Origin of the sequence: Egicoccus sp. AB-alg2, from assembly GCF_041821065.1 — a bacterium.
In the GTDB taxonomy this organism is placed as follows: domain Bacteria; phylum Actinomycetota; class Nitriliruptoria; order Nitriliruptorales; family Nitriliruptoraceae; genus Egicoccus.
This window is the reverse complement of record NZ_JBGUAX010000017.1, coordinates 1-22486: the sequence shown is the minus strand read 5'-3', so window position 1 is coordinate 22486 and position 22486 is coordinate 1. Positions and strand designations below refer to the sequence as shown.

At 72.2% G+C, this 22486-nt stretch carries 19 protein-coding genes; 9 read left to right on the top strand and 10 right to left on the bottom strand.

All coding sequences use genetic code 11. The annotated features are described in order from the left end of the window. Positions 1-32: 32 nt before the first annotated feature. The 6 genes from ACERM0_RS21915 to ACERM0_RS21890 all read right to left on the bottom strand — a co-directional run bounded on the left by ACERM0_RS21915 (position 33) and on the right by ACERM0_RS21890 (position 8212). Complete coding sequence (locus ACERM0_RS21915; RefSeq protein WP_373680773.1) at positions 33-983, bottom strand: DUF58 domain-containing protein; 951 nt, start codon at positions 981-983, stop codon at positions 33-35. Positions 984-1000: 17 nt separating this feature from the next. Further along, a complete protein-coding gene (locus ACERM0_RS21910) occupies positions 1001-1987 on the bottom strand; it encodes an AAA family ATPase (RefSeq protein ID WP_373680772.1) in 987 nt (328 codons plus the stop codon). A 99-nt stretch (positions 1988-2086) separates the two neighbouring features. After that, a complete protein-coding gene (locus ACERM0_RS21905) occupies positions 2087-3757 on the bottom strand; it encodes a hypothetical protein (protein ID WP_373680771.1) in 1671 nt (556 codons plus the stop codon). 2 nt (positions 3758-3759) lie between these two features. Continuing rightward, the gene (locus ACERM0_RS21900; protein ID WP_373680770.1) at positions 3760-4761 is read right to left on the bottom strand and encodes an ABC transporter permease; all 1002 of its coding nucleotides are present in this window, start codon (positions 4759-4761) and stop codon (positions 3760-3762) included. Beyond that, entirely contained in the window at positions 4758-5762 is a 1005-nt protein-coding gene (locus ACERM0_RS21895; RefSeq protein ID WP_373680769.1) for an ABC transporter ATP-binding protein, read from the bottom strand. Before ACERM0_RS21895 ends, ACERM0_RS21900 begins: the two co-directional genes overlap by 4 nt. After that, positions 5759-8212: a hypothetical protein gene (locus ACERM0_RS21890; RefSeq protein WP_373680768.1), complete on the bottom strand. Its 2454-nt coding sequence runs from the start codon at positions 8210-8212 to the stop codon at positions 5759-5761. Before ACERM0_RS21890 ends, ACERM0_RS21895 begins: the two co-directional genes overlap by 4 nt. A 235-nt stretch (positions 8213-8447) precedes the next feature. Here ACERM0_RS21890 and ACERM0_RS21885 point away from each other — a divergent pair, with 235 nt between their 5' ends. The 3 genes from ACERM0_RS21885 (at position 8448) to ACERM0_RS21875 (ending at position 12059) form a co-directional block, all read left to right on the top strand. Then, positions 8448-9302 carry an NUDIX hydrolase gene (locus ACERM0_RS21885; RefSeq protein ID WP_373680767.1) on the top strand — a complete coding sequence of 285 codons (855 nt, stop codon included), beginning with the start codon at positions 8448-8450 and terminating at the stop codon, positions 9300-9302. A gap of 607 nt (positions 9303-9909) precedes the next feature. Continuing rightward, the gene (locus ACERM0_RS21880; RefSeq protein WP_373680766.1) at positions 9910-10794 is read left to right on the top strand and encodes an MBL fold metallo-hydrolase; all 885 of its coding nucleotides are present in this window, start codon (positions 9910-9912) and stop codon (positions 10792-10794) included. Positions 10795-10955: 161 nt separating this feature from the next. Beyond that, complete coding sequence (locus ACERM0_RS21875; RefSeq protein ID WP_373680765.1) at positions 10956-12059, top strand: hypothetical protein; 1104 nt, start codon at positions 10956-10958, stop codon at positions 12057-12059. A gap of 66 nt (positions 12060-12125) precedes the next feature. Here the strand turns inward: ACERM0_RS21875 and ACERM0_RS21870 are convergent, their stop codons facing one another. From ACERM0_RS21870 to ACERM0_RS21860, 3 genes are all read right to left on the bottom strand, one after another. Next, entirely contained in the window at positions 12126-12539 is a 414-nt protein-coding gene (locus tag ACERM0_RS21870; RefSeq protein ID WP_373680764.1) for a hypothetical protein, read from the bottom strand. A gap of 106 nt (positions 12540-12645) precedes the next feature. Next, entirely contained in the window at positions 12646-14406 is a 1761-nt protein-coding gene (locus tag ACERM0_RS21865) for an ATP-binding protein (RefSeq protein WP_373680763.1), read from the bottom strand. A gap of 145 nt (positions 14407-14551) precedes the next feature. After that, positions 14552-14980: a hypothetical protein gene (locus ACERM0_RS21860; protein ID WP_373680762.1), complete on the bottom strand. Its 429-nt coding sequence runs from the start codon at positions 14978-14980 to the stop codon at positions 14552-14554. 384 nt (positions 14981-15364) lie between these two features. Here ACERM0_RS21860 and ACERM0_RS21855 point away from each other — a divergent pair, with 384 nt between their 5' ends. The 6 genes from ACERM0_RS21855 (at position 15365) to ACERM0_RS21830 (ending at position 21493) form a co-directional block, all read left to right on the top strand. After that, positions 15365-15913 (top strand): LPXTG cell wall anchor domain-containing protein, encoded by a 549-nt coding sequence (locus tag ACERM0_RS21855; RefSeq protein ID WP_373680761.1) that lies wholly within the window; start codon positions 15365-15367, stop codon positions 15911-15913. Between the two features lie 148 nt (positions 15914-16061). Then, positions 16062-18179 (top strand): DUF4012 domain-containing protein, encoded by a 2118-nt coding sequence (locus ACERM0_RS21850; RefSeq protein WP_373680760.1) that lies wholly within the window; start codon positions 16062-16064, stop codon positions 18177-18179. 64 nt (positions 18180-18243) lie between these two features. Then, entirely contained in the window at positions 18244-18735 is a 492-nt protein-coding gene (locus tag ACERM0_RS21845) for an ElyC/SanA/YdcF family protein (RefSeq protein ID WP_373680759.1), read from the top strand. Between the two features lie 84 nt (positions 18736-18819). Continuing rightward, a complete protein-coding gene (locus ACERM0_RS21840; protein ID WP_373680758.1) occupies positions 18820-19947 on the top strand; it encodes a DegT/DnrJ/EryC1/StrS family aminotransferase in 1128 nt (375 codons plus the stop codon). Positions 19948-20204: 257 nt separating this feature from the next. After that, a complete protein-coding gene (locus ACERM0_RS21835) occupies positions 20205-20879 on the top strand; it encodes a sugar transferase (RefSeq protein WP_373680757.1) in 675 nt (224 codons plus the stop codon). Next, entirely contained in the window at positions 20876-21493 is a 618-nt protein-coding gene (locus ACERM0_RS21830) for a transferase (RefSeq protein ID WP_373680756.1), read from the top strand. The genes ACERM0_RS21835 and ACERM0_RS21830 overlap by 4 nt, the downstream gene beginning before the upstream one ends. Before the next feature lie 334 nt (positions 21494-21827). On the opposite strand, the gene ACERM0_RS21825 is transcribed toward ACERM0_RS21830, so the two are convergent. Beyond that, entirely contained in the window at positions 21828-22193 is a 366-nt protein-coding gene (locus tag ACERM0_RS21825; RefSeq protein ID WP_373680755.1) for a hypothetical protein, read from the bottom strand. Between the last annotated feature and the right edge of the window lie 293 nt (positions 22194-22486).

Genomic DNA, 22486 nt, shown 5'->3' with positions numbered 1-22486 from the left:
TCGTCATCGCGTCCCCCGCGGCGCGTCCGTGGTCATCGCACCAGCCCGAGCGACGGCAGGTCGGCCAACAGCAGCTGGGCGAGGTCCACGTCGGTCGGCACCAGCACGTGGGCCGCGCCGATCGAGGTGCACACGCGCTCGACGGCGTCGAGGTGGGCGGCCAGCGCGGCCGCGTAGGCCGCCGCGCTGTGGTCGTCGCCGCCGACCTCGACCTCCGCGCCCGTCTCCGCGTCGACCAGTCGGACGTCGTCGACCAGGTGCGGCTGCAGTTCCTCGACGTCGAGGACCTGCAGGACGAGCACGTCGCGGGTGCCGCGGCCGAGCGCCCGGACCGTGACGTCCCAGCCGTCGAACAGCAGGTCGCTGACCAGCACCAGTGGGCCGCGGGCCGCCGCGCGGACCGCCCGGCCGACGGCGGTGGTCAGGTCCGGCCGGCCGGCGGGCTCGTCGCCCAATTCGCTCCCCTCACTCCCGTCACCCCGGCCGCCGTCGCCCCCGCCGCCGTCGCCGCTGGCGGCCGGGTCTCGGGCCGTGTCGCCCAGCAGCAGCCCGGCCTGGGCGAGCGCGCCGCTGCCGCGGGCCCAGCCACCTCCCACCCGGTCGGCGTCGTTCTCGGGATCGTGCGCGACCAGCCACAGCCGCACCCCGTCGCGGGCGCCCAGCACCGCCAGTCCGGCCGTCAACCGGTCCGCCAGCTGCCGCTTGCGCCCGTGCATGGACGCGGAGCGGTCGACGACCACCTGCGCGGCGGCGTCGTCCTCGGCCTCCGTGAGCGTTACCTGCAGACGACCGTGCCGGCGCGAGGCCGACAGGTCGATGCGCCGCGGGTCGTCACCGGGCACGTACTCGCGGACGTCGGCGAACTCCACCGACGCGCCCAGCCGCGTGGAGCGGTGTCCGCCGACGAACCGGCCGCGCACGCGACGGCGCGGCACCAGCTGGTGACGTCCCAGCTGGGCCACGAGCTCCGGCGCGAGCAGCAACAGTCGTCCTTCCCGGCTCAGGCGGCCACACGCGGGGCGGGCACGGCGTCCAGCACGGCCCGGACGACGCCGTCGGCGTCCACGCCGGCGACCAGCGCCTCGTAGCCGAGCACCAGGCGGTGGCGCAGGCAGGCCGCTGCGGCGTCGCGCACGTCGTCGACGGAGGCCTGCAGCCGCCCGTCGAACAGCGCCCGGACCTTGGCGGAGAGCACCAGCGACTGGGCCCCGCGCGGCGAGGCGCCGTTGGCGACGTAGCGGACCACCGACTCGGGCGCGGCCGGCCGGTCGGGGTGGGTGGCCTCGACCAACTCGGCGACGTGGCGCAGCACGTGGCTGGCCATCGGCACCTCGCGGACCAGCCGGATCGCGTCCAGCAGGTCGTCGGTGCCGGCGACCGGCTCCACGACCGCCTCGACGGTGCCGGTCGTGCGCACCAGGATCTCCACGAGGTCGTCGGCCGACGGGGTCGGCACCAGCACCTTGGCCATGAACCGGTCGAGCTGGGCCTCCGGCAGCGGGTAGGTGCCCTCCATCTCGATCGGGTTCTGGGTCGCCATCACGAAGAACGGCCGCGGCAGGTCGCGCGTGACGCCGCTCACGGTGACGCGGCGCTCGGCCATCGCCTCCAGCAGCGCCGACTGGGTCTTGGGGGTGGCGCGGTTGAGCTCGTCGGCCAGCAGCAGCTGCGTGAACACCGGGCCGGGCTCGAACGACGCCTGCCAGCCACCCGCGGCCCCGTCGCCGCCCAGCACGGTGGTGCCGACCACGTCGGCGGGCAGCAGGTCGGGCGTGCACTGCAGGCGGGTGGAGTCCATCGACAGCGCCTGCGCCAGCGTGCGCAGAAGCACGGTCTTGCCCAGCCCCGGCACGCCCTCCAGCAGCACGTGCCCGCCGGCGAACAGGCACGCGAGCACGTCGCGGACCAGCGCGTCCTGGCCGACGATGACGCGACGCAGCTGCGCCTCCACGTCGGCGGTCAGCTGGGCGAAACGGTCCGGCTCCATCGCGGTTCCTCGTCGGTCGGTGCGTCGTGCGGTGCGGCGGTCGGGGCGGTCACGGTCAGGGGCAGCCGGTGGCGCGGCGGTCGGCGTGCCAGTCGGTGCTCACTGCGCGAGCTGGTCGAAGTAGTCGCGCACCAGATCGCGCCGGCCCGCGGGGAAGCCGGGCCGGTCGATCGTGCGCGTGGCGAGGTCGCGGTAGGTCCCGAGGACGTCGAGGTAGGGCACCAGCGCGCCGTTGACGTCCCCCGGACCCAGCGCCTTGCCGACCTGGGCGTCCGGGCCGGCACCCGAGTCCTGGCCGCCGAGGTACCACTCGTCGTCCTCGCCGCCGACCCGCGGCGGCGCGAACACGGTGTCCAGCTCGGGGCCGTCGCCGTGGGCGCCCTGGCCGGAGCCGGCGCCGTCGGCCTGGCCGGTGCCGGTGTTGCCGTCGCCCGGCTGGATGCCCTGCCCGCCGCCGCCCTGCCCGGCCTGCCCCTGGCCCTGCCCCTGCCCTTGCCCCTGCCCCTGCCCTTGGCCCTGCCCTTGGCCTTGGCCTTGGCCTTGGCCTTGGCCCTGGCCCTGCCCCTGCCCTTGGCCCTGTCCCTGGCCTTGGCCCTGGCCTTGGCCCTGGCCTTGCCCCTGGCCCTCGCCGCGGGCGGCGTCGCGCAGGTTGCCCTGGGCCTGGCCCAGCACGCCGTCGGTCGCCTCCAGCGCGCCCTGCCCGGCCGCCGACGCGACCGCGTTGCCGACCGCACCCGAGGCCGACGAGATCGCGCCGCTGGCAGCCGCCTGGTCGCCGCCCTCGAGCGCCTCGGCGCCCTCGCGCAGGGCGTCGGCCACCTCGGGTTGGCCGCCCGCGATCGCCTCGGCGAGCTCGCGCAGCCGCTCGGCCAGCGCCGCCGGATCGTCCACCTCGCCGGCGGCCAGCGCCCCGGCGAGCGCGTCGAGCTGCGCCCGCACCGAGTCGCCGGGCGCGAGCGGGTCGCGGCCCAGCTCCCGTGCCAGCCCGTCCAGTGCGGCCCGGCGGCCGTTGCGGTCGGGGTCCAGCTCGCGGGCCAGCTCGCCGCGGGCGGCCGCCAGCTCCTCCAGGGCCTGCTCCAGGCTGCGGCCGTCCAGCTGCTCGGCCAGCGCCTGCAGGCGTTCCGCGGCGGCCGCGCCGGGCTCGCCCAGTTCGGCCAGCTCCTCGGCGGCCCGCTCCAGGTCCTCGGTGACCCGTTCGACGGCGGCGGCCTCACGGGCCCGCTGCTCGCGCTCGGCCGCGTGCGGGTCGGGCGCGAAGGCCAGCGCCCCGGCCGCCACGCTCAGCACCAGCGCGAGGACGAGCCAGCGGCCCTCGGGGCGGTGCGCCGACGGCAGGGTCCGCACGCCGGCCGCGGCCGTGTCCGCCTCGACCAGTTGCCGGCGCGCCAGCCCGTCCAACGCACCGGCGAGCCGGCCCTGCTCGCGCAGCTCCCACGCGGTGCGGTAGCGGTCCTTGGCGGCCAGCAGCCCGTCGACGGCCGCGGCCGCCACCTCGTCGGGGATCCGTCGCAGGCCGACCCCGGCCAGCACCAGCACCGCCGCGGCCGCGCAGCCGGCCAGCACCCACCACGTCACCGCCGGTAGCAGCACGAACCTCGACACGAGCGTCCAGGCCAGCGCCGCGCCCGCCGCCACGGCCACGACCGGTCCGACCCGGTCGGTGAACCGCACCCGCCGCACCCGCCGCCGACCCCGGCGCAACAGGGCGTCCAGCCCCGGCGTGGCGGGGACCGCCAGCGCCTGGTCACGGACCGCGGGGGTGGCGCTCATCGTCAGGTCTCCCGCACGCCGTCACGCGGCCCCAGGGAGCGGGTCGCCAGCAGCAGCCCGAGGAACCCGAACAGCACGTACACGACCAGCGTGATCGGCCACACCGGGTTGCGCTCGAACACCCCCGGCCCGTCCGCGACCAGCGGCGCACCGTCGGCGGCGAACCCGACCGCCACGTCCATAGCCGGCATGACGTCGACGCCACCGAAGGCGAGGTCGTTCGGCAGCGCGGCTGCGAACGGGGTGAGCACCGACGGCATCCCGCCGCCCATGAACGCCCCGCGGCTGGAGGCCCCCGACGCGTCCGCCAGGGCGTAGAACGGGTTGGCGTACATCGCGACCGGCCGCTGGGCGTCGGGCATGGAGAAGTCCCGGGCGGCGAACTCCGCGAACGCGGCGATGAGCGTGCCGATGACCAGCACGAGCACCAGCCCGTACGTCAGCACCACCGCGCCGGTCGTGCGGCGGGTCCGGGCGGAGATCCCGATCGCCATCGCCGCGACCGAGACGGCCACGACCACGACGACCAGCAGCCCCTTCAGCAGGTCGCCCAGGGTCGCGCCGCCCAGCACGAACGCGGTCGCGGCCAGCGGCGCGGTCACCAGCACCAGCAGCACCGACCACGCCGAGGCGGCCCCGAGCTTGCCCAGCACGATGTTCCACGGCCGCAGCAGCGTGATACGCAGCAGCCCCAGGGTCCGCCGTTCGCGTTCACCGGCCAGCTGCGCCGCCGCGTAGCCGGGCGCGATGAACAGCACCAGCCCCAGCACGCCCGCCAGCAGGTTCTCCAGCAGGAAGCGGCCCAGCACCGGACCGCTGGCCGTGATCGGTGTCCAGCCGTTGGCCGCCTGCTGCTCGAGGAAGCTGGTGGCCAGCCAGCGCGCCAGCAGCAGCAGACCGCCGAGGACGCCGAGGTAGACCGTCAGCACGACCGCCGCCCGCCGGCCGCGCCAGCGCTCCAGCAGCTCGCGGCGCAGGACCGGGTTGAGCACCGGCGCCCTCATCGGACCACCCCCTGGGTCACGGACAGGAACAACCGCTCCAGCCCACCACGGTCCTCACGGAAGTCCGTGACACGGACGCCGGCCGCGACCAGCGCCGCCAGCAGGTCCGCGGCCGCCTCCTCGCCGCCGGCCACCTCGCAGCGCAGGTGGCCGTCCACGACGCCGACCAGCACGCCGGTGCCCGCCGCCACCTGTGCGGCCGCGGCCAGCGCTGTCTCGCCGCCCAGCACCCGCACCGTCACGGTGTGGGCGGCCTGCACGGCGCCGCGGATCTCCTCGGCGGTGCCCTGGGCCAGGACCTTGCCGGCCTCCACGATCGCGACGCGGTCGCACAGCTCGTCGAGCTCGGCGAGGATGTGCGAGCTGATCACGATCGTGACGCCCTGGTTGGCCAGTTCCTTCACGATCTCGCGCAGCTCGACCCGGGCGCGCGGGTCCAGGCCGGACGCCGGTTCGTCGGCCACCAGGACCTTCGGGTCGTGGACCAGCCCGCGGGCCAGCGACAGCCGCTGCTGCATGCCGCGCGACAGGCCGGCGACGTCGGTGTCCTTCTTGTGGGCCAGCTCGACCAGTTCGAGCAGCGCCGCGACCTGCTCGGCGCGCCGCTCGCGCGGGACCTCGTAGGCGTGCGCGAAGAAGTCGAGGTACTCCTCGCAGCTGAGCCCGTCGTAGAGCCCGAACGTGTCGGGCACGTAGCCGACGACGCCGCGCACCGCGCGGGGCTGGGTGACCGGGTCGTGACCGAGCACGTCGATGGTCCCCGCGTCGGGCCGCAGCAGCGTCACGGTGGCCAGCATGGTGGTGGTCTTGCCGGCGCCGTTGGGGCCGACCAGCCCGAACACGCCACCGCGCGGGACGTCGAGGTCCAGCCCGTCGACCGCGTTGAGGCTGCCGTAGCGCTTGGTCAGGCCCCGGACGGTCACCGCAGCGGCGGCCGCCGGCGGGGGCGGCGGCGGAGGCGGCGGCGTGCTCTCCTCGTTCACGAACGGCACCGACGTCATGCCCGTCCCTCCATGCCGAGGCCGCGCTGGCCGAAGGGCAGGAACCCGACGTTGCGGGCGCGCACGAGCACCTCGCCGAACGGGGACACCACCCGGGCCGGATCGCCGCGCCCGTCCTTGCCGAAGACGTCGGCGGCGGGCACCCAGCCGCGCTGCTGGCGGTCGTAGACCTCGAAGCCCTCCTGCGGTGGCGCCGGCGCCTGCGCGACGGCGACGCGTTCGGCGATCTGGCACGAGCCGTCCTCGAAGCAGGCCTCCACGCGCTGCTCGTCACCGCCACACTCGCGCGAGCCCGGTGGGCAGGCCACCTCGGGGCCGCACTGCTCCTCGGGTTCGGACTGGTTGCCGTCCGCGTCGACCCGCGTCACCTCGAAGCAGCCGTCGCCCCACGGGTCCATCATCCCCATGTCCATGGCCCGCACGGCGCCGCCCTGGTCGAGGGTGGACACCAGTGCCGTCGCGGTGTCCGAGGCCGGCAGCCGGAAACGCAGGACGACCTCCATCTCGCCGTCGACCGTCAGGGGGTGCTGGCGCCAGGGCGTGAACACGCCGCGGCGCAGCAGGTCGCGCCGGACCTCGTGGGGCAGGACGGTGGCGCCGTCGTGGGCCGGCGTCACGCCGACGGCCACGAAGCTGCCGCGGTCGTCGACCGAGCCGGACAGGCGGGGCGGCGTGAAGCCCAGGTCCTGACGGGTGGCCGCGGTGACCCACACGACCCCGGGGCTGCGGTCGAGGACGTTCCAGGCCAGCAGGCGTTCGGCGGCCGTCGGGCCCGGGGGCTCGCCGTTGCCCTGCCCGCCCCGCATTCCGCCCATCATGCGCAGCCCCTGGTCGCCGGGTGGGCGCGGCAGGGTCGCCTCGAGGTCGTCGACCGTGACCGTGACGTCGTCGCCGGCCGGCAACGTGCCCAGCTCCTTCGACGCGGTCGCGGCCAGGATCCGGACGTCCTCGAGGTCCACCTCGGCGCGGTTGGCGAGGTTCACCTCCAGCACACCGTCGGTGTAGGTGGCGGTGACGTCCAGCGGCGGCGGTGCCGAGGCCGGCCCGAACGCGACCGCGGTGGTGGTCTGCAGGGCCTCGAGGTGGGCGCTGAAGGTGGTGTCGGTGCCGTCGAAGCGGTTGAACGAGGTCACGTCGTTCCAGAACGTGCCCACCATCGTGTCGCGTGCGCCGGGGAAGGTGACCTGGTGGGTGCCGCGCGAGGGGGCCTGCAGGCTCAGCGCCGTGACCTCCTGCCCGACGCCGTCCAGCCACCAGGCCGCGCGGGTCACCGGGGTGCTGGACGGTCCGCCGCCGGCGGCCGTGAGCGCGGCCACGGCGGTGAACACGACCGTGACGGCCGGGACCGTGACCCAGGTCAGCTCCCGGCGGCCCAGGCGCCGCACCACCAGCGCGTTCACCGGCCCGACCAGCACCAGGTAGACGACCAGGAACACCAGCGCCCCGGCGATGCCCGGCAACGTCGAGGTGCCGCCGAACAGTCGGTTGCCGAGGTCGCCGTCGTCCATGCTGCCCAGCGGCATCCCGAGGTCGGCGCGCGGCTGGAACAGCTCGGCCCACACGCCCGCGTCGGTCAGGGGGCCGGGCTCGCCCGGCGCCTGGGCCAGTGCGACGACCCGGCCACGGCCGGCGTTGGTGGCCGCCACCAGCACCCCGTCGCCGCCGCCGGTGTCGAGGTCGGCGGCGTCCACGGTCCACGCCCCCGGGCTGGGCCGCAGCACCGCCGCGCCGCCGGCACCCGCGTCCGTCCCGTCGATCGGGCTCCACGGCAGCGGTAGCGCGTCGTCGCCCGCCCGCACCGGCACGACCAGGTCCAGGCCGCTGGTGGCCGCCACGGCCAGGGTGTGGCGCCGCGCGTCGTCCATCGCCGCGAGGTCCGCGGCCGGGACCACCAGCGCGTCCAGGGCGTCCAGGGCCCGCGGGCCCAGGTCGACGACGGCCGGGTCGACCGCGACGCCGTTGATCGGCCGGTCCAGACCGGCGACGTTCAGCGGCGTGGGCAGGGCCGGCGCCGCGCCGATCGCGCCGACGAGCACGTCCTCGCGGCCGACCTGCTGGGGACGCGGCAGGGTGACGCGCGTGCCGTCGGACGCGACGAAGCTGGCCTGCAGGTCCTCCGAGGGCGGCAGCAGCAGGTGGAACACCTTCGTGGCGCCGGCCGACACCTCCACCTCGTGGACCGCCCCGCCACGGGTCATGCCCATGCCGCCGACCTCGACGCGCCCGGCGATGGGGACGCGGGGGGAGAACTCGATCCCGACCAGCGTCCAGGACCCGGCGCCGGCACCGCGGCCGAAGTTGGCCGTGACGGTGGCGCCGAGGTCGATGCGCTGCAGCCCCTCGCCGTCGGCGGCGCGCGCGGTCGTGGGCGCGGCGGCCAGCAGCAGCCACGCCGACATCAGTGCCACCACGGCTGCCACGACCCGCCGTCCCACGACCCCGCTCGCCAACTCCGGACTCCCTCTACTTCCCCCGCGCCGCGCGCCTCGACACGCTCGGGCGAGACCCCCGATGCCGACGTCTCACCCCGCTTCGACGTCGCCGTGCCCAGGTCGGTTGCGGGCGCGGCCGGAATACTCGCACACCGCACGGTGGGAAGCCGGCCGGTATGTCGTTCGCTCGCGGGTCGCGCGCCATGCGAAACTCGTGCTCGCGGAACCACCGCGCGGGGGAACAGGAGCGCACGTGGCGCAGGAGGAACGGACGCGGGCCGGCCGTCTCACGGGGGACACCACGGCCCCCGCGGTCGACGCGGCCAGCGTGCTCGTCGTGCGCGACCGGCGACGCGGCGAGGGGCCGGTCGAGGTGCTGATGCTGGAGCGCCACCTGCAGGCCGACTTCGCCGGCGGGGCGCTGGTCTTCCCGGGCGGCAAGGTCGACCCGATGGATCGCGGGTTGGACGCGGCGCGGTGGGTCGGGGACAACCCGGCGCGCTGGCAGCAGCGTCTGGGCGCCGAGTCCGCCGAGGCGGCCCAGGGGCTGCTGGTCGCCGCCGTGCGCGAGACGTTCGAGGAGGTCGGGGTCCTGCTGGCGACCCGCGAGGACGGCACGCCGGTCACCGACGAGGACCTGCGCACTCGCTCGTTCGTCACCGCCCGCCAGCGCCTGGCCGACCGGGCGGCGGCCTGGGACTGGCGGCGCTGGCTGGAGGACGAGGAGCTGGTGCTCGACCTGCGCCTGTTGCGCTTCTGGTCGTGGTGGGTTACGCCCGCGGGGCAGCACCGCCGCTTCGACACGCGGTTCTTCCTGGCCCGCCTGCCGGGCGGGCAGACCGCCACCCCGGACGACGTTGAGACCACCGAGGTGCGCTGGACCACTCCCGGTGACGCCCTGGGCGCGCACGAGCGCGGCGAGGCGGTCGTGATCTTCCCGACCCGGCGCAACCTGCAGCAGCTGGGCACGTTCAACACCGTCGAGGAGGCGTGGAAGGCGGCGACCACCGACGCGGTCGACCAGCGGCGGATCCAGCCGGAACTGGTGCGCCGTGACGGCCGGGTGCTGGTGCGCCATCCCGACGGCGGCGACCCCGAGCCGATCTGACGCCCGACCCGCATGGCGTGAGGCGCAGCGGACGGCCTTGGGTGATGTCACGCGGTACCAGGCGAGGCGGCCGCATGGCCAGGCCAGTGTCGGGAATTGGCCGTAGCGAAAGTGCGCGCTTCGCGCGAAAACCGTGCGGTAGACGGGGCGAATACCCCATGCCCCCTTCCGTCGGACACCGTCCGTCGGTAACCTTCCCGTCACCTCCTTCTGAGGGAGACGGAGCGGGAGCCGTCAGGGCGGGAGAGGTGAGCGGCGGTCCGGAGACGGGCCGCCGCTCCCGCGTTGTCCGGCGTGTCGGAATCGACCGGGCCTGCTCGTGCGTCCTGCCGTACGCCGCCGTTCACGCATCGCGCGACCGAAAACAATCCTGCGGCCCGCACACATACGTTCCGCCCTCGCGTGCGAACCAGGGACATCGCACCCTTGCTCTCCCGATGGCGGTGACGTGCTGCGCGCGACCGGAGGCGGTCGATGACTCCCCGGGGCGCGCGACCTCCGCCAGCACGTCACCGCCGGCCTCCTCGCCTCCGCAGGTGGCCGGCACGCGGGCCCCGGACCTCCCCCCGTCCGGGGCCCGCTCGCGTGCGCCTACGCTGATGCGGCGATGACCTCACCTCCGCTGCCGCCCCCCGACCCCCGCGCCGCGTGGTCGCTGCCGGCGTTCGGCGCGATGCCGCCGGTCGCCAGGCTCGACGAGGTGACGACCCGGGTGCTGGCACCCAACCCCTCGCCGATGACGCTCGACGGCACCAACACCTACCTGCTGTCGCGGCCCGGTAGCGGCGTCGCGGTGGTCGTCGATCCCGGCCCGGACGACGCGGCGCACTTCGGGCGTGTACAGGACGTGGCGGCCGAGCTGGACGCGGCGGTCGCGATCATCGTGGTGACTCACCATCACGTCGACCACGCCGAGGCGGCCGCGGCGTGGGCGGGCCGGTTCGGCGCCACGGTCGTCGCCGCGCATCCCGAGGTCGCCGGACCGGCGGGTCGGCTCGTGGCCGACGGGGACCACGTCGACGTCGGCGGCCTGCACCTCGAGGTGCTCGCCACGCCCGGGCACACCGCCGACCACGTCGCGCTGCGGGCCCCGACGGGCGCCGTGCTCACCGGCGACCACGTGCTCGGGCGCGGCACCTCGGTGGTCGCCCACCCCGACGGGGACCTGGCGGCCTACCTCGACTCGCTGCGCAAGCTCGCCGCCGTCGGCCCTGACGCGTTGCTGCCGGGCCACGGGCCCGAGCTGACGGAGGACCCGGACGCGGTGCTCACCTACTACCGCGAGCACCGCGCGTTCCGCCGCGGGCAGATCCTCGCCGCGCTGGGCGAGGGCCCGATGACGCCTCGCCAGCTGGTGGAGCGCATCTACGCCGAGGTGGATCCGCGACTGTGGCCGGCGGCGGAGGCCTCCACCCGTGCGGCGCTGCAGGTTCTGGCCGGCGAGCAGCGCGTCGCCTGGGAGCCCGACGACCGGGTCCAGCTGCTGAGCTGACGCGACCGCGCCGGCGGCCTGCCGGCCGTGGGGGCGCGGGATGGACCGAAATGCGGCCATTCCGACGTCCACCGACCTCCGAACGGGCCTACGCCACGGGACACGTGTCCTTCCCGGGTTTCCTGCACGGTTCGGACGAGAGGCGTGCCGGTGAGGGCGGCGTGAGCGGCGGGCGTGGCCGGGTGGCGGCCGTGGCGATGCTGGCCACGGCCCTTTCGGCGTGCGCCGAGGTCGGCCAGCCGTCCGAGCTCACCGCCACCCCCGTGCCCGAGGCGCAGACGCTGGGCGACGACGACCGGTCGGCGGCCGGTGAGGGCGAACCGGCCGCCCACGCCGACCCGGGCGCGGCCGGGACGTCGCCGGCGGACGCTGCCGACGGCGCCTCGGAGGACGGCGCGCCGGGCGACGGCGACGCCGGTGGGACGTCGCGTGATGCGGAGCGGGCGGCGTTCCTCTACGAGCACGTCGACGGTGCCGTGGCCTTCGACCACCTCACCGTGGACCTGATCGGTGACGGGACGCCGGAGCTGCTGGTGTCCGCCATCACACCCGCCGGCGTGCTGGAGCTCACCCTGGCGGCCTGGGACGGCCACGCCTACGTGGCGGTCGGTTCGGTGACGGGCGGCGCGCCGCAGCGGCTGGGTGCACCACTCGCCCGCGACGTGACGGGCAACGGGCGCGAGGACGCGGTCGCGCCGTTCCTCGACGACCGTGGCCCGGCGGTGCTGTTGGCCACCGTCGCGTCCGACGGTGACCTGCGCATCCCGTCGACCTGCCCGCTCGCGTCCCCGAAGCCGGAACGGATGCGCGTGAAGAACACCCGGGCCATGGAGGCGTTCACGCTCACCTGTGGCGGCGACGCGAAGGTCACGACGCCGCTGCTGCGCTGGCAGGACGGGTTGTTCGTGAGCACCGCGGAGACGTCGCCGATCGCCGCTCCGCCGCCGGCGGTGGCGGGCGAGCGCGGCGGGGCGACCGAACCGCCCCGCAGTCGGGCGAGCGAGCCGCCCCGTGACCGGGTGGCGGCGGACGGGCGGTCCGGTGCGGCTGGGAACGCCGGCTCGTCGGCCGCGGGCGATCGGCCACAGCGCGGGAACGCCGGGCAGGCCGGCGGACGCGACGACCCTGCCGGCGCGTCGGGGCGCAACGGGCGCGGCCGCGACCACGCGCCCGGCCAGCAGCGCGGGGACACGGACGACGACGCAGGCGACCAGGCTGCCCGCGGTGGCGGTTCCGGTCGCGACGACGCACCCGGACGTGGCTGACGCCCGCGGGACGCAAAAAAGGCGGGGCCCGCCGAATGGCGGGCCCCGCGCGGACGTTTCGGTGGGTCAGGCCGCGTTGGTGCGGCGCGTGCGCCGGATGCCGGCCTGCTTGAGCACGGCCGCCGGGACGCCGGCTTCGCGCCAGGCGGTGTAGGTGATGCCCTTGCGCTCCGAGTACTCCGCGGCGGCGTCGACGAAGCCCTGCTCGAGTGCTTCGAGGTCGACGTCCTCCGCCATGTTGACCAGGCGTTCCTCGAGGTCGAGGCGGCGTTGGATCATCTCCACGCGCTTGGCCGGGTCGGGCTCGGCGTCGATCTTCTGTTGCACTTCTTCGATGCGGGACTTGACGGTGTCCGCATCCATACGACGGCCGGGCTTGCGGTCCTGCTCGAGGGCGGCGAGGTAGTCGCGAACGGCGCGTCCCTGTGCGCGGCCTTTGGCGAGTGCCGCCTTGTGATCGTCACTCATCTTGCGTGCCATGTGCGCGTCCTTTGGCGTGGGCGGTGGGTGCCTAATGTCCCCGGCGGTCCATGCCAACTTGCCCCAACGCAAAGACCGTGCCATGACGGTAGCACGACGCGCTATTTCACCCGGTCAGATCGCGGGACTCGATGCCGGCGACGGGTACTGCGGCCGGTAGACGCAGGACGAAGGTGCTGCCTCCGGCGGCTGCGGGCTCGTCCAGGTCCAGACCGCCGTGCATGGCGGCGGCCAGGCGACGACCGATGAACAACCCCAGACCGACCCCGCCGGTGCGCATGGTCAGGGGGTCCTCCAGGCGGTGGAACTGCTCGAAGATGGCCTGACGGTTCTCGCGCGGAATGCCGGGCCCGCTGTCGATCACGCGGACGCGTATGTCGTCGCCGACCTGGTCCAGCGTGACCTCGACCGGGGTGTCCTCGGGTGAATAGCGGCAGGCGTTGTCCAGCAGCGAGGTCACGATCTGGCGGGTGCGGGCCGGGTCGGCCAGTGCCTCGCCGGTACCGGGTGAGGCGGAAAAGGCGATGGTGCGTCCCGGCTCGCGCTGGCGGAAGTGGTCGACCACGCGTTCCAGCAGCGGCCCCAGGTCGGTCGGCACCGGGTGGACCAGCTCGTCGACCTCGCGCTGGTCCAGTCGCGTGACCAGCAGCAGGTCCTCGACGACTGCCGCGAGGTGGTCGGAGCGCTCCACGATCCGCTCCAGCGCTTCCTGTCGGCTGGCCGGGTCGAGTTGGTCGCCCTTGCGCAACAGCACGGACGCGAAGCCGCGGATCGGCGTCAATGGCGTCCGCAGTTCGTGCGAGACGCGGGCCACGAAGTCGCCGCGCAACCGCTCGAGTTCGCGCTGCCGCGACACGTCGCGGATCACGACCACGTCCCCGGTGCAGCGGCCGCGATCGTCGAAGATCAGCGAGTGGTTCTCGCGCACCTCGCGGGCGGTGCCGTCGACGTGGCGGATGCGGGCGTCGAACTCGCGGTGCTGGGCGCCCTCGTGCGCCTCGTCGATCAGCCAGCGTCCCACCACCTCGCCGTCGCCCTCGCGCACCGACTCGGTCATCACGCGTGCGACCGGCCGCGACACGACCCGGTCCGCGGACAGGCCGGTCAGCTCCTCCATGGCGGCGTTCCAGACCTGCACGACCCCGTCGCGGTCGAGCAGCAGGATGCCGTCGATGGTGCCGTCCACGACGCGCGTCAGCCGGTCACGGTCGATGCGGACGCGGCCGAGCAGGTCGGCTGTGCGCCGGGCCCCGCGGGCGGCGAGGTAGACGGCCGCGGCGGGGACGAGGATGAACGGCGCGAGCGCGGGCTGGACGACCAGGAGGGCGGCCAGCACGACCCCGATGGCGGCGTTGCCGAGCGCCGAGATCGCGCCCAGCGGCAGCTGCCCCACGAGTCCCTCGCGGGCGCTGGGCTCGGCGAGCGTGAGCAGGCCGAGCACGGCCAGGGAGTTCACGGCGACGTAGAGGGCCATGCCGAGCAGCACCAGCACGACGGCGCGGCCGTTGACCAGCGGCCCGATCGACGGGCCGAAGTGGAGGATCAGGGCTGCGACGGCGGTGCCGACCATGGCCTGGCCGGTGTTGAAGCTGACCTTGACCAGGTCCGGCACGCGCGAGGCCTGGCCGATCATCATGCCCAGGCCCGTGGCCACGACCGCCTCGGTCGGCGCCACCAGCAGCAGCCCGGCGGTGATGGCCACCTCGACGAGCGTGATGGCGATGTCGGAGTGCTCGAAGGTGAAGCGCAGCTCCACGCGCTCGGCGACGGCGACGGCCGCCACCAGCAGCAGCAGCGGGCCGAGGTCGGGGGCCTGGACCTCGGTGAGCAGGATGACGCCGCCGAGGGCCGCCACCCCCAGCAACACCCAGAACGCGACGTAGCGTTCGACCTTGGCGCTGATCGCTTGTCCTCGCGCTCGCCGTCAGGCCGGTCTCAGAAAACGGGCCGGCCGGCCCACCCCGTGGAGTGTGGCCGGCCGGCGAAGATCATGGGCGGAAATGCGCCCCCGATCAGGTCCAGCTGAAGCCCTTGGTCCAGCTGATGCCCTGCGTGGCGGTCCAGCTGAAGCCCTTGGTCCAGCTGATGCCCTGCGTCGCGGTCCAGCTGATGCCACGGGTCCAGCTGAAGCCCGGCGAGGCCGTCCAGCTGAAGCCCTTGGTCCAGCTGATTCCCTGCGTCGCGGTCCAGCTGATGCCACGGGTCCAGCTGAAGCCCGGCGAGGCGGTCCAGCTGATGCCACGGGTCCAGCTGAAGCCCTGGGTCGGCGTCACGACGAAGTCGACGATGTCGACGGTGCTCGTCCAGCTGATGCCGCGAGACGTGGCCGTTGCGTCGTCCGCAGCAGCCGCCCCGACACCGGCCAGCATGCTGCCGGTGAGCGCGGCCAGGACCACGAGGGCGCGCCATCGCGACACCCGGCGACCCGTCTTGCGTTCCATCGCGTTCTCCTCTCCAAGCCCCCGAACCGCGAGGACGCTCCTTAGGAACTCACGCAGCGTACATGAATGTCACTGAGAGTAGTTGTGAAGATTGCCCGACCCTTCGGCCGCTCCTTCCGAGGAACGCGTTCGCGGAGGCTGCCCGCGTTCGTACTCGCCCAGGTCGGGGCACCGCCATCCTTCCGTGCGGGAAACGCACGCTGACTAGTCAGAGCGGGGATGGTGGCCGGCCGTCTGCCCGCCAAGGGGTGACAATTCGTTGATGAGTTGTTTAGAGTTGGCGCCGCCTGTCGACACCGCACTTGATCAGTTGACCTAGGCATACGACGCAAGACGTACTTCCTCGTGGGGGTCCGCTCAACGGGGGACGGAGAGGAAAAGCCTGTGAAGAAGCGGATTCGTTCGCTCGTCGTGCTCGCCATCTCGACGCTCGCCGTCATGGCGATGTCCATCGGCACTGCCTTCGCCCAGTACCCGCCGGGTGAGGACTTCGGCGTCAGCTGTGGCACCTGGACGACGCCGGGTGACACCGTGACCTGTTCGGTCGTCGGCGCCCAGGGCGGCGAGGAGCTCGTCGCGACGGCGCAGCACACCACGGTGTTCTACACGGACACCTTCAACGCCGACGCGCAGGGTGAGGCCGCGTTCTCCTTCGCCGTGCCGCAGGACGCCGCCGGTGAGACCATCACCGTCACGGTCGTGGGCGCGGAGTCCGGTACCGCCGGCGACGAAGTCGAGGTCGTCGAGGACGAGGACGACGCTCGTGACGACGACGGCGCCGGTGTCGGCGTGACGCCGGGCACCGGGACCGGGACGGGCACCCTGCCCTTCACCGGCTCGCAGGTGACCGTGCTGACCGCGGTGGGTCTGGCGCTGCTGGCCATGGGGCTGCTGGCCCTGCGGCGTCGTGAGGACGCCAAGGTCAGCGCCTGACACAGCAGCAGTTCCGGGATCGGCCCGCTCCGGCGGGCCGATCTGCGTGTGCGGGCCGGGCTTGTAGGCTCCGGCCCGCCGAGGTCGTCGGGGGCAGGTTCTGAGCGCGGAAGAGGAGCAGGCGGCGCCGCAGCGCGAGCGCGTCCGCGTGCGCAAGCGCAAGGGCCGCCGCCGTCGCGGCCCGCGACGCGCGTGGCTGTGGCTGCCGCTGCTGGGTGGCCTCGTGCTGCTCGGCGGCATCCTGGCCGCACTGTTCGTCAGTGACGCCCTGGTCGTGCGCCGGTCGTTGACGGCGGCGCAGGCCAGCCTCAGCGAGGTGCAGGCCGCCGCCGGCACCGGTGACATGACCCGCGCCTCCGACGCCGTCCGGCGTGCGGAGCGCGAACTCGCCACGGCGCGGTCGCGGACCTCCGGACCGTTGTGGGGCATGGCGGCGAACCTGCCGGTCGTGCGCCACAGCGTGCACACGACCCGGGCGGTCGTCGGCGTCGCCTCGGCCACCACCGAGCTCGCCGACACCGCCGTGGAGCGCGGCGAGCGCCTGATCGGATCGGGCCTGGACGTCCGGGTCGAGGACGGCCGGCTCGACCTCGCCCCGTTGCTGGAGGCGCGCGACATCCTCAACGACCTGTCGCTGGAGCGCCTGTCCGAGGCGCGCACCCGGCTGGCGGAGGCCGGGCACGGCTGGATGCCGCAGGAGCTGGTCGACGGTCGTGAGCAGAGCCTGACCGCCGCCGACCAGGTCCTGGACCTGATCGGCAATGGCCAGCAGCTGCTGAGCGCGCTGCCCGGCTTCGTCGGTGCCGAGGAACCTCGTCGCTACTTCCTCGGTGTGCAGACGCCGGCGGAGCTGCGCGGCACCGGCGGGCTCATCGGTTACTACGCGGTGCTGCAGGTCGAGGACGGCCGGTTCGAGCTGCTGGGCTCCGACGTCTACGACGCGCTGGACGACGGCGACAGCCCGGCCACCGGCATGATCGGCCAGCTGCACGGCGAGGTGACCCAGGCGGCCACCGTGGATCCGGAGTTCGCCGAGCGCTACGGGCATGTCGCGGCGGCCGGCCACTTCTCCAACGTGAACGTGGATCCCGACTTCCCGACCACGGCGGACGTCGCGCTCAACCTGTACGAGGTGCGGACCGGCGAGTCGCTCGACGGGATGATCCTGATCGACCCGATCGCCATGGAGTACCTGCTGACCGCCATGGGGACGGACCTCGAGCTGCCGCCGGACGTGGCCGGCCAGGTAGCGGGCGACATCGAGGTGCCGGCGAGCCTGTCGCCGGAGCAGTTCTCCCAATTCGTGACCGCGGACGTCTACGAGGTGCTCGGCGATGGCCGCAGCGCGGAACGCAAGCTGGTGCTGCGCCAGCTGGGTGATCTGGCCTTCGCGCAGGTGATCGACGGCGGCTGGGACGGTGTGGCGGTCGCCCGTGCACTGGCCGACGCGGCGAGCGAGCGGCACCTGCAGCTGTTCAGCCGGGACGAGGCGGAGCAGACCGCCTTCACGCAGCTGGGCGCCGCGGGCGCGTTCGGCCCGGACGAGGGCGCCGACTTCCTGTCGGTCACGGCCAACAACGCGGTCGGCGGCAAGCAGGACGTCCACCTGGAGCATCACGTCACGGCGAACATCACGCTCAGCGATCCGCGGGTGAACGACGAGGGCGTCGTGACGGTCCGCCGTGACGTGGACGTGCGCGTCGAGGTGGTCAACCCACTGCCGTCGGATGGCATGGACCTCTACGTCATCGGCAGCTGCACGCCGCAGGGCACCGACAGCGGCTGCTTCGAGGGCCCGCCGGGCGAGAACCGCACCTGGTTCAGCGTCTGGGCCCCGCGCGGCAGCAACCTGGTGACCGACGACGGTGCTGCGCCGTCGGTCCGGACGGGCCAGATCCGCGACGTGCAGGTCTTCGACCGCTTCCTCGCGACGCCGCCCCAGGACCGGGCTGCGTTCGAGTTCAGCTATACGGGTCGCGCCCCGGCGAGCATGGACCGCGGTCATCTCGTCTACGAGCTCGACTGGTGGCAGCAGTCCAAGGCCATCCCGACCCAGCTCGACCTCCAGGTGGTCGCTCCCGAAGGGTGGCAGGTCGCCGACGTCGCACTCGACGGCCGCGGACAGGCGGAAGCCGTGCTGGCGCGGGCCGGGACGGCACCAGCCGAGGCACGTCTGGATGGGGAGGGGCAGGTCGTCGTGAACGGCGGGACGACGTCGGACACCAGCCTGGTGATCCGTCTGGGCGGCATTGATCTGGATGAATGACGCCGCCGTTGGCCGCGGACGGGGCCGTGGCATCGCGCGGCGTCGCGGGTGGGTCGCCGGCGCCGTGGCGGCCACCTGCTTCGTCGGCGCGTGGGCCTGGCTGTACCTGTGGCCGCCGACCGGCGTGCCGTTCGAGGACGGCCCCGTCGCGGTTCTCGGCGGTGATCCGGAGCGACTGGCGGCTGGTCTGGCTCTGTCGGGCGTGCCGGGCGAGCGGGACCTGGTGCTGTCGGCTGGCAGCGAGTACGACTACGGGCGCCTCGGCGGAGACTGCGACGAGCCACGGGTCTGGTGCCTGCGGCCCGTCCCCGAGTCCACCTGGGACGAGGCGCGCGGCGTCGCCGCCCTGGCCCGCGATCGTGGGTGGAGCCAGATCACAGTCGTCACCAGCGACTTCCACGTGACCAGGACCCGGCTACTGATGCACCGCTGCATCGACGCAGACGTCCGAGTCGTAGCCGTTGCGACCCCACGTTCAATCACGTCCCGGCTTCGAATCGCCGCCTTCGAGGCAGCAGCAACCATAGTGAGTGCTGCCGTGTACCACGACTGCTGAGCCGCGCTCTTCGGCGAATCGATCACTCTACTAGGCTGCCGCCGCAATACGGACCAATGTCCCACTCGGGGAAGTAAGCATGCTGTGACGTTCCGGACCTACCTGTCACCTCCGGATGTGGGCGAAGCCGAGCGCGAGCGCTTGCTGGCAGCATTCGATTCCGGATGGATCGCCCCTGTGGGGCCGGACCTGGATGCGTTCGAGGCCGAGTTGGCCGAGCGGGTAGAACGCCGCCACGCGGTCGCGCTCTCCAGTGGGACGGCTGCACTCCACCTGGGGCTGCTGGCCCTCGGCGTCGGCACAGGTGACGAGGTTCTCGTTCCGACCCTCACGTTCGCGGCCACGGCGAACGCCGTCGTCTACACCGGTGCGACGCCCGTGTTCGTCGACGCCGATCCCAGCACCTGGAACATCGACCTAAAGCTCGTCGAGGATGAACTGGCGCGGCGCCGTCGCAATGGCGTGCCCCAGGTGAAAGCCATCGTGCCGGTCGACCTGTATGGGCGATGTGTCGATTACACGCGCCTGGTGCCGCTCGCTGCGGACTTTGGCGTTCCCGTGCTCGCGGATGCCGCTGAGGCCCTGGGTGCGAGTCACGCGGGGCGGCCGGCCGGTGCGTTTGGTCGGGCGGCGGTCTTCTCGTTCAACGGCAACAAAATCATCACCACCAGCGGTGGCGGGATGCTCGTCACCGACGACGAGGAGGTCGCCCGTCGGGTTCGCCACCTCGCTACCCAAGCGCGCGAGCCGGTGACTCACTACGAGCATCGCGACGTCGGCTTCAACTATCGCCTGTCGAACCTGCTGGCCGCGCTCGGTCGGGCGCAGCTGGCAGGGTTGGACGCCAAGCTGGCGCGGCGACGAGAGATCAATCAGACGTACCGTCAGTATCTGGGGTCGCTTCCCGGTGTGGCCTTTGCGCCGTGTGACCCGAACGGTGAACCGAACAATTGGTTGACTTGCCTGACAGTCCAACCGCGCGGCGCCCGCCACCGCGACGCGGTGATCGAGGCCCTTGTGGTGTCGGGTATCGAGGCGCGGCCGCTGTGGAAGCCGATGCACCTCCAACCTGCCTACAAAGGAGCAGCGAGCATCGGCGGTAGCTTCGCCGAGCGACTGTCCGACACGGGGTTGTGTCTGCCCTCAGGTTCTTCGATGACTGACCTACAACTCGCCGAGGTGATCGAGGTAGTCCGATGGGCGCTACTTTAGCTATTCCAGGGCGTCTGCCGTGGTCAAGTGTGCGGTATCCACGCGGGAACCTACCGATGCGGGGCACGGTGGAGCGCTTCGTGCGGGGTGCGGGCACAGCGCTACCAGGCCTCTCAGGAGGCATTGAATGGTGCGGGCATGCAGGCAAACCACTCGGCTTAAGCTTTCGGTAGCTTATAGCCTGCATCACTATGCGAGGTGGCACCGCAACGGGGGCAATAGTGGGAATCAGAATGAGTTTTAATCGTTGCAGGGGTTTGAGCAGCGTCGCGACCGAAACACAGGAGCGCCGGCGACTCTCTCATAGTCTGGTCGTTAAGCGCCTCTTGGATTTCTCGATAGCAGCCGTCGGCATCACTCTTCTCTCCCCGATCATGGCGGCCATCGCCGTCCTTATACGTTTGAAATTGGGGACTCCGGTCATCTATCGACAGCAGCGCCCCGGCCTAGGTGGAGAATGTTTTGAGCTCGTGAAGTTCCGATCTATGACCGATGAGCGTAACGAGTTGGGAGAACTGCTACCCAACAATGAGCGCCTAACATCGTTTGGTCGACGCCTCCGAGCTTCATCGCTTGACGAACTTCCCGAGCTAATCAACGTTCTCCGCGGCGAGATGAGCATCGTCGGGCCCCGCCCGCTCAGGCAGGAGTACCTACCGCTATACACTAAACGGCAGGCTCGGAGACATGAGGTTCGGCCCGGCCTCACCGGATGGGCGCAAGTCAACGGGCGCAACGCGTTAAGGTGGGAAGAGCGCTTCGAGCTTGATGTTTGGTACGTCGACAACCAGTCGCTGGTACTTGACCTTCGCATTATTGCCCGGACCTTCGCAACGATGTTGCGAGGAAAGGGCGTTCACTCGGGTGATGGTCTTATCACTGAACCATTCACGGGGAGCGACCAGAAACTCGCCGAACCCTGGGAGGTTTGAGCGGCAATATGAAAAGCATCGTAGTCATTGGCGCGGGGGGTTTTGGAAGGGGGGCGCGAGATGTCATTGACGAAATCAATGCGCAGCAGCAGACGTGGTGCTTCCTTGGATTTCTCGACGATAACATCGAAATTCATGATGTTATCGGCACACCTGACGAGTTGCTATCTGCTCGCCCGGATGCCTATGTCATCGCGATCGCCGACCCGGTAATCCGCAATCGTTTAGACAGGCACGACTGTGACGCCTCGCCGCTTATTGCTCCGTCTGCACGATTCGGCAGGGACTCGACTCCCGGCTCTGGAACGATTGTCCGCTCGAACGTCAGCGTCGCCTCGAATGTGATTTTCGGCCGTCACGTTCACCTAAACATGAACGTTACGATCGGCCATGACGCTACACTAGGCGACTATGTCACCGTGCACCCAGGTGCTAACGTCAGTGGAAACGTGAGCCTGGGTGCAGGGGTAACTATCGGGGCTGGAGCGGTGATCTTGCCGGGCGTCGAGGTTGGGGAACACGCTACGGTGGGGGCGGGTGCAGTCGTGCTCGACGACGTTCCGCCAGGCACCGTGGCTGTCGGGGTGCCCGCTGTAATAGCCCAACGCTTCTGAGTGAAATAGACTCTGCGCCGAGCAATTCTAGGGCACAAGGGCGGTGCTCGGCGAGTCATGCCGTTTTTATTCGCGTGAGTGATGGCAGGCAATGGACATTGGGGTCGCCGACGACGTCGATGTCAGCGAGTCTAACTTGGGGCGCGGCACAGCAACGTTGGCTCGTCCAGAACGCTTAGCGGCCGCTCACCCAGCTACCGCACCACCAACTTTCTAAGCGCCCCATTGGCGCTGCGGGGTCAGGGATTTCGTGGGGCCTTGAGCGCACGGGCGTAGAACGCCAGCTCGGCCGCGGCCGCGGAGACCCCGGCGGGCTTGTTCTTCCTGGCCGGCATTAGAACGCTCCTGCGACCGCACCCCACACCGCCAGGTTCGGTGTTGGCAACGCGGGGTCACGGCGCGAAGGCTCTGGCGGGCTTCGCGGTGCTCGCGCAGCAGTCGCAGGCGGGTCGGTGCCATGACCACGCCGGCGGATCCAAGACCGGTCGTGTTCGGCAATGCGGTCCCTCTCGAGCCATACGGCCACCCGCTCGAGGCCAACCTTCAACTGCACGTGGGCGGCCGGCCAGACCGGGCGGGACCGGTAGTCGACGGCTGCCATCCGCCCGAAGCAGTCCTTGCTGACCCTGGTCTCGATCTGGCGCGAGACGTCCGGCAGCGGGTTAGACAACGGCTTGAGTACCCCTGCTCGGGGGCCCACGCATCAGCCACAACCGCGACGATGCGGCGGTGATGACGCACGTAGGCGGTCAGCAACAGCCCGAAGCCTCACGCAAGCTCCTGCGGCCGACATCGACCAAGATGCCGTGTCCCACCAGTCGGCCTGTCCAATCTCGCCCGGCAGGCAACCGGTGTTCATGGTCACCCGTTGACGAGACACGTCTGTGGCGAGCTTGGGCATAAAGCCATGGACTTTCGAAGACTGGCAAATTGAGAGTTGCTCCTCACCAATGATGTAGCCACACAAGGTGAGCTTACAAACTAGCGATCACG

Excerpts from the sequence above, each read along its gene's own strand:
- ACERM0_RS21900 (WP_373680770.1), bottom strand. The coding sequence starts at position 4,761 with ATGAGGGCGCCGGTGCTCAACCCGGTCCTGCGCCGCGAGCTGCTGGAG.
- ACERM0_RS21870 (WP_373680764.1), bottom strand. The coding sequence starts at position 12,539 with ATGGCACGCAAGATGAGTGACGATCACAAGGCGGCACTCGCCAAAGGC.
- ACERM0_RS21910 (WP_373680772.1), bottom strand. The coding sequence starts at position 1,987 with ATGGAGCCGGACCGTTTCGCCCAGCTGACCGCCGACGTGGAGGCGCAG.
- ACERM0_RS21905 (WP_373680771.1), bottom strand. The coding sequence starts at position 3,757 with ATGAGCGCCACCCCCGCGGTCCGTGACCAGGCGCTGGCGGTCCCCGCC.
- ACERM0_RS21880 (WP_373680766.1), top strand. The coding sequence starts at position 9,910 with ATGACCTCACCTCCGCTGCCGCCCCCCGACCCCCGCGCCGCGTGGTCG.
- ACERM0_RS21860 (WP_373680762.1), bottom strand. The coding sequence starts at position 14,980 with ATGGAACGCAAGACGGGTCGCCGGGTGTCGCGATGGCGCGCCCTCGTG.
- ACERM0_RS21895 (WP_373680769.1), bottom strand. The coding sequence starts at position 5,762 with ATGACGTCGGTGCCGTTCGTGAACGAGGAGAGCACGCCGCCGCCTCCG.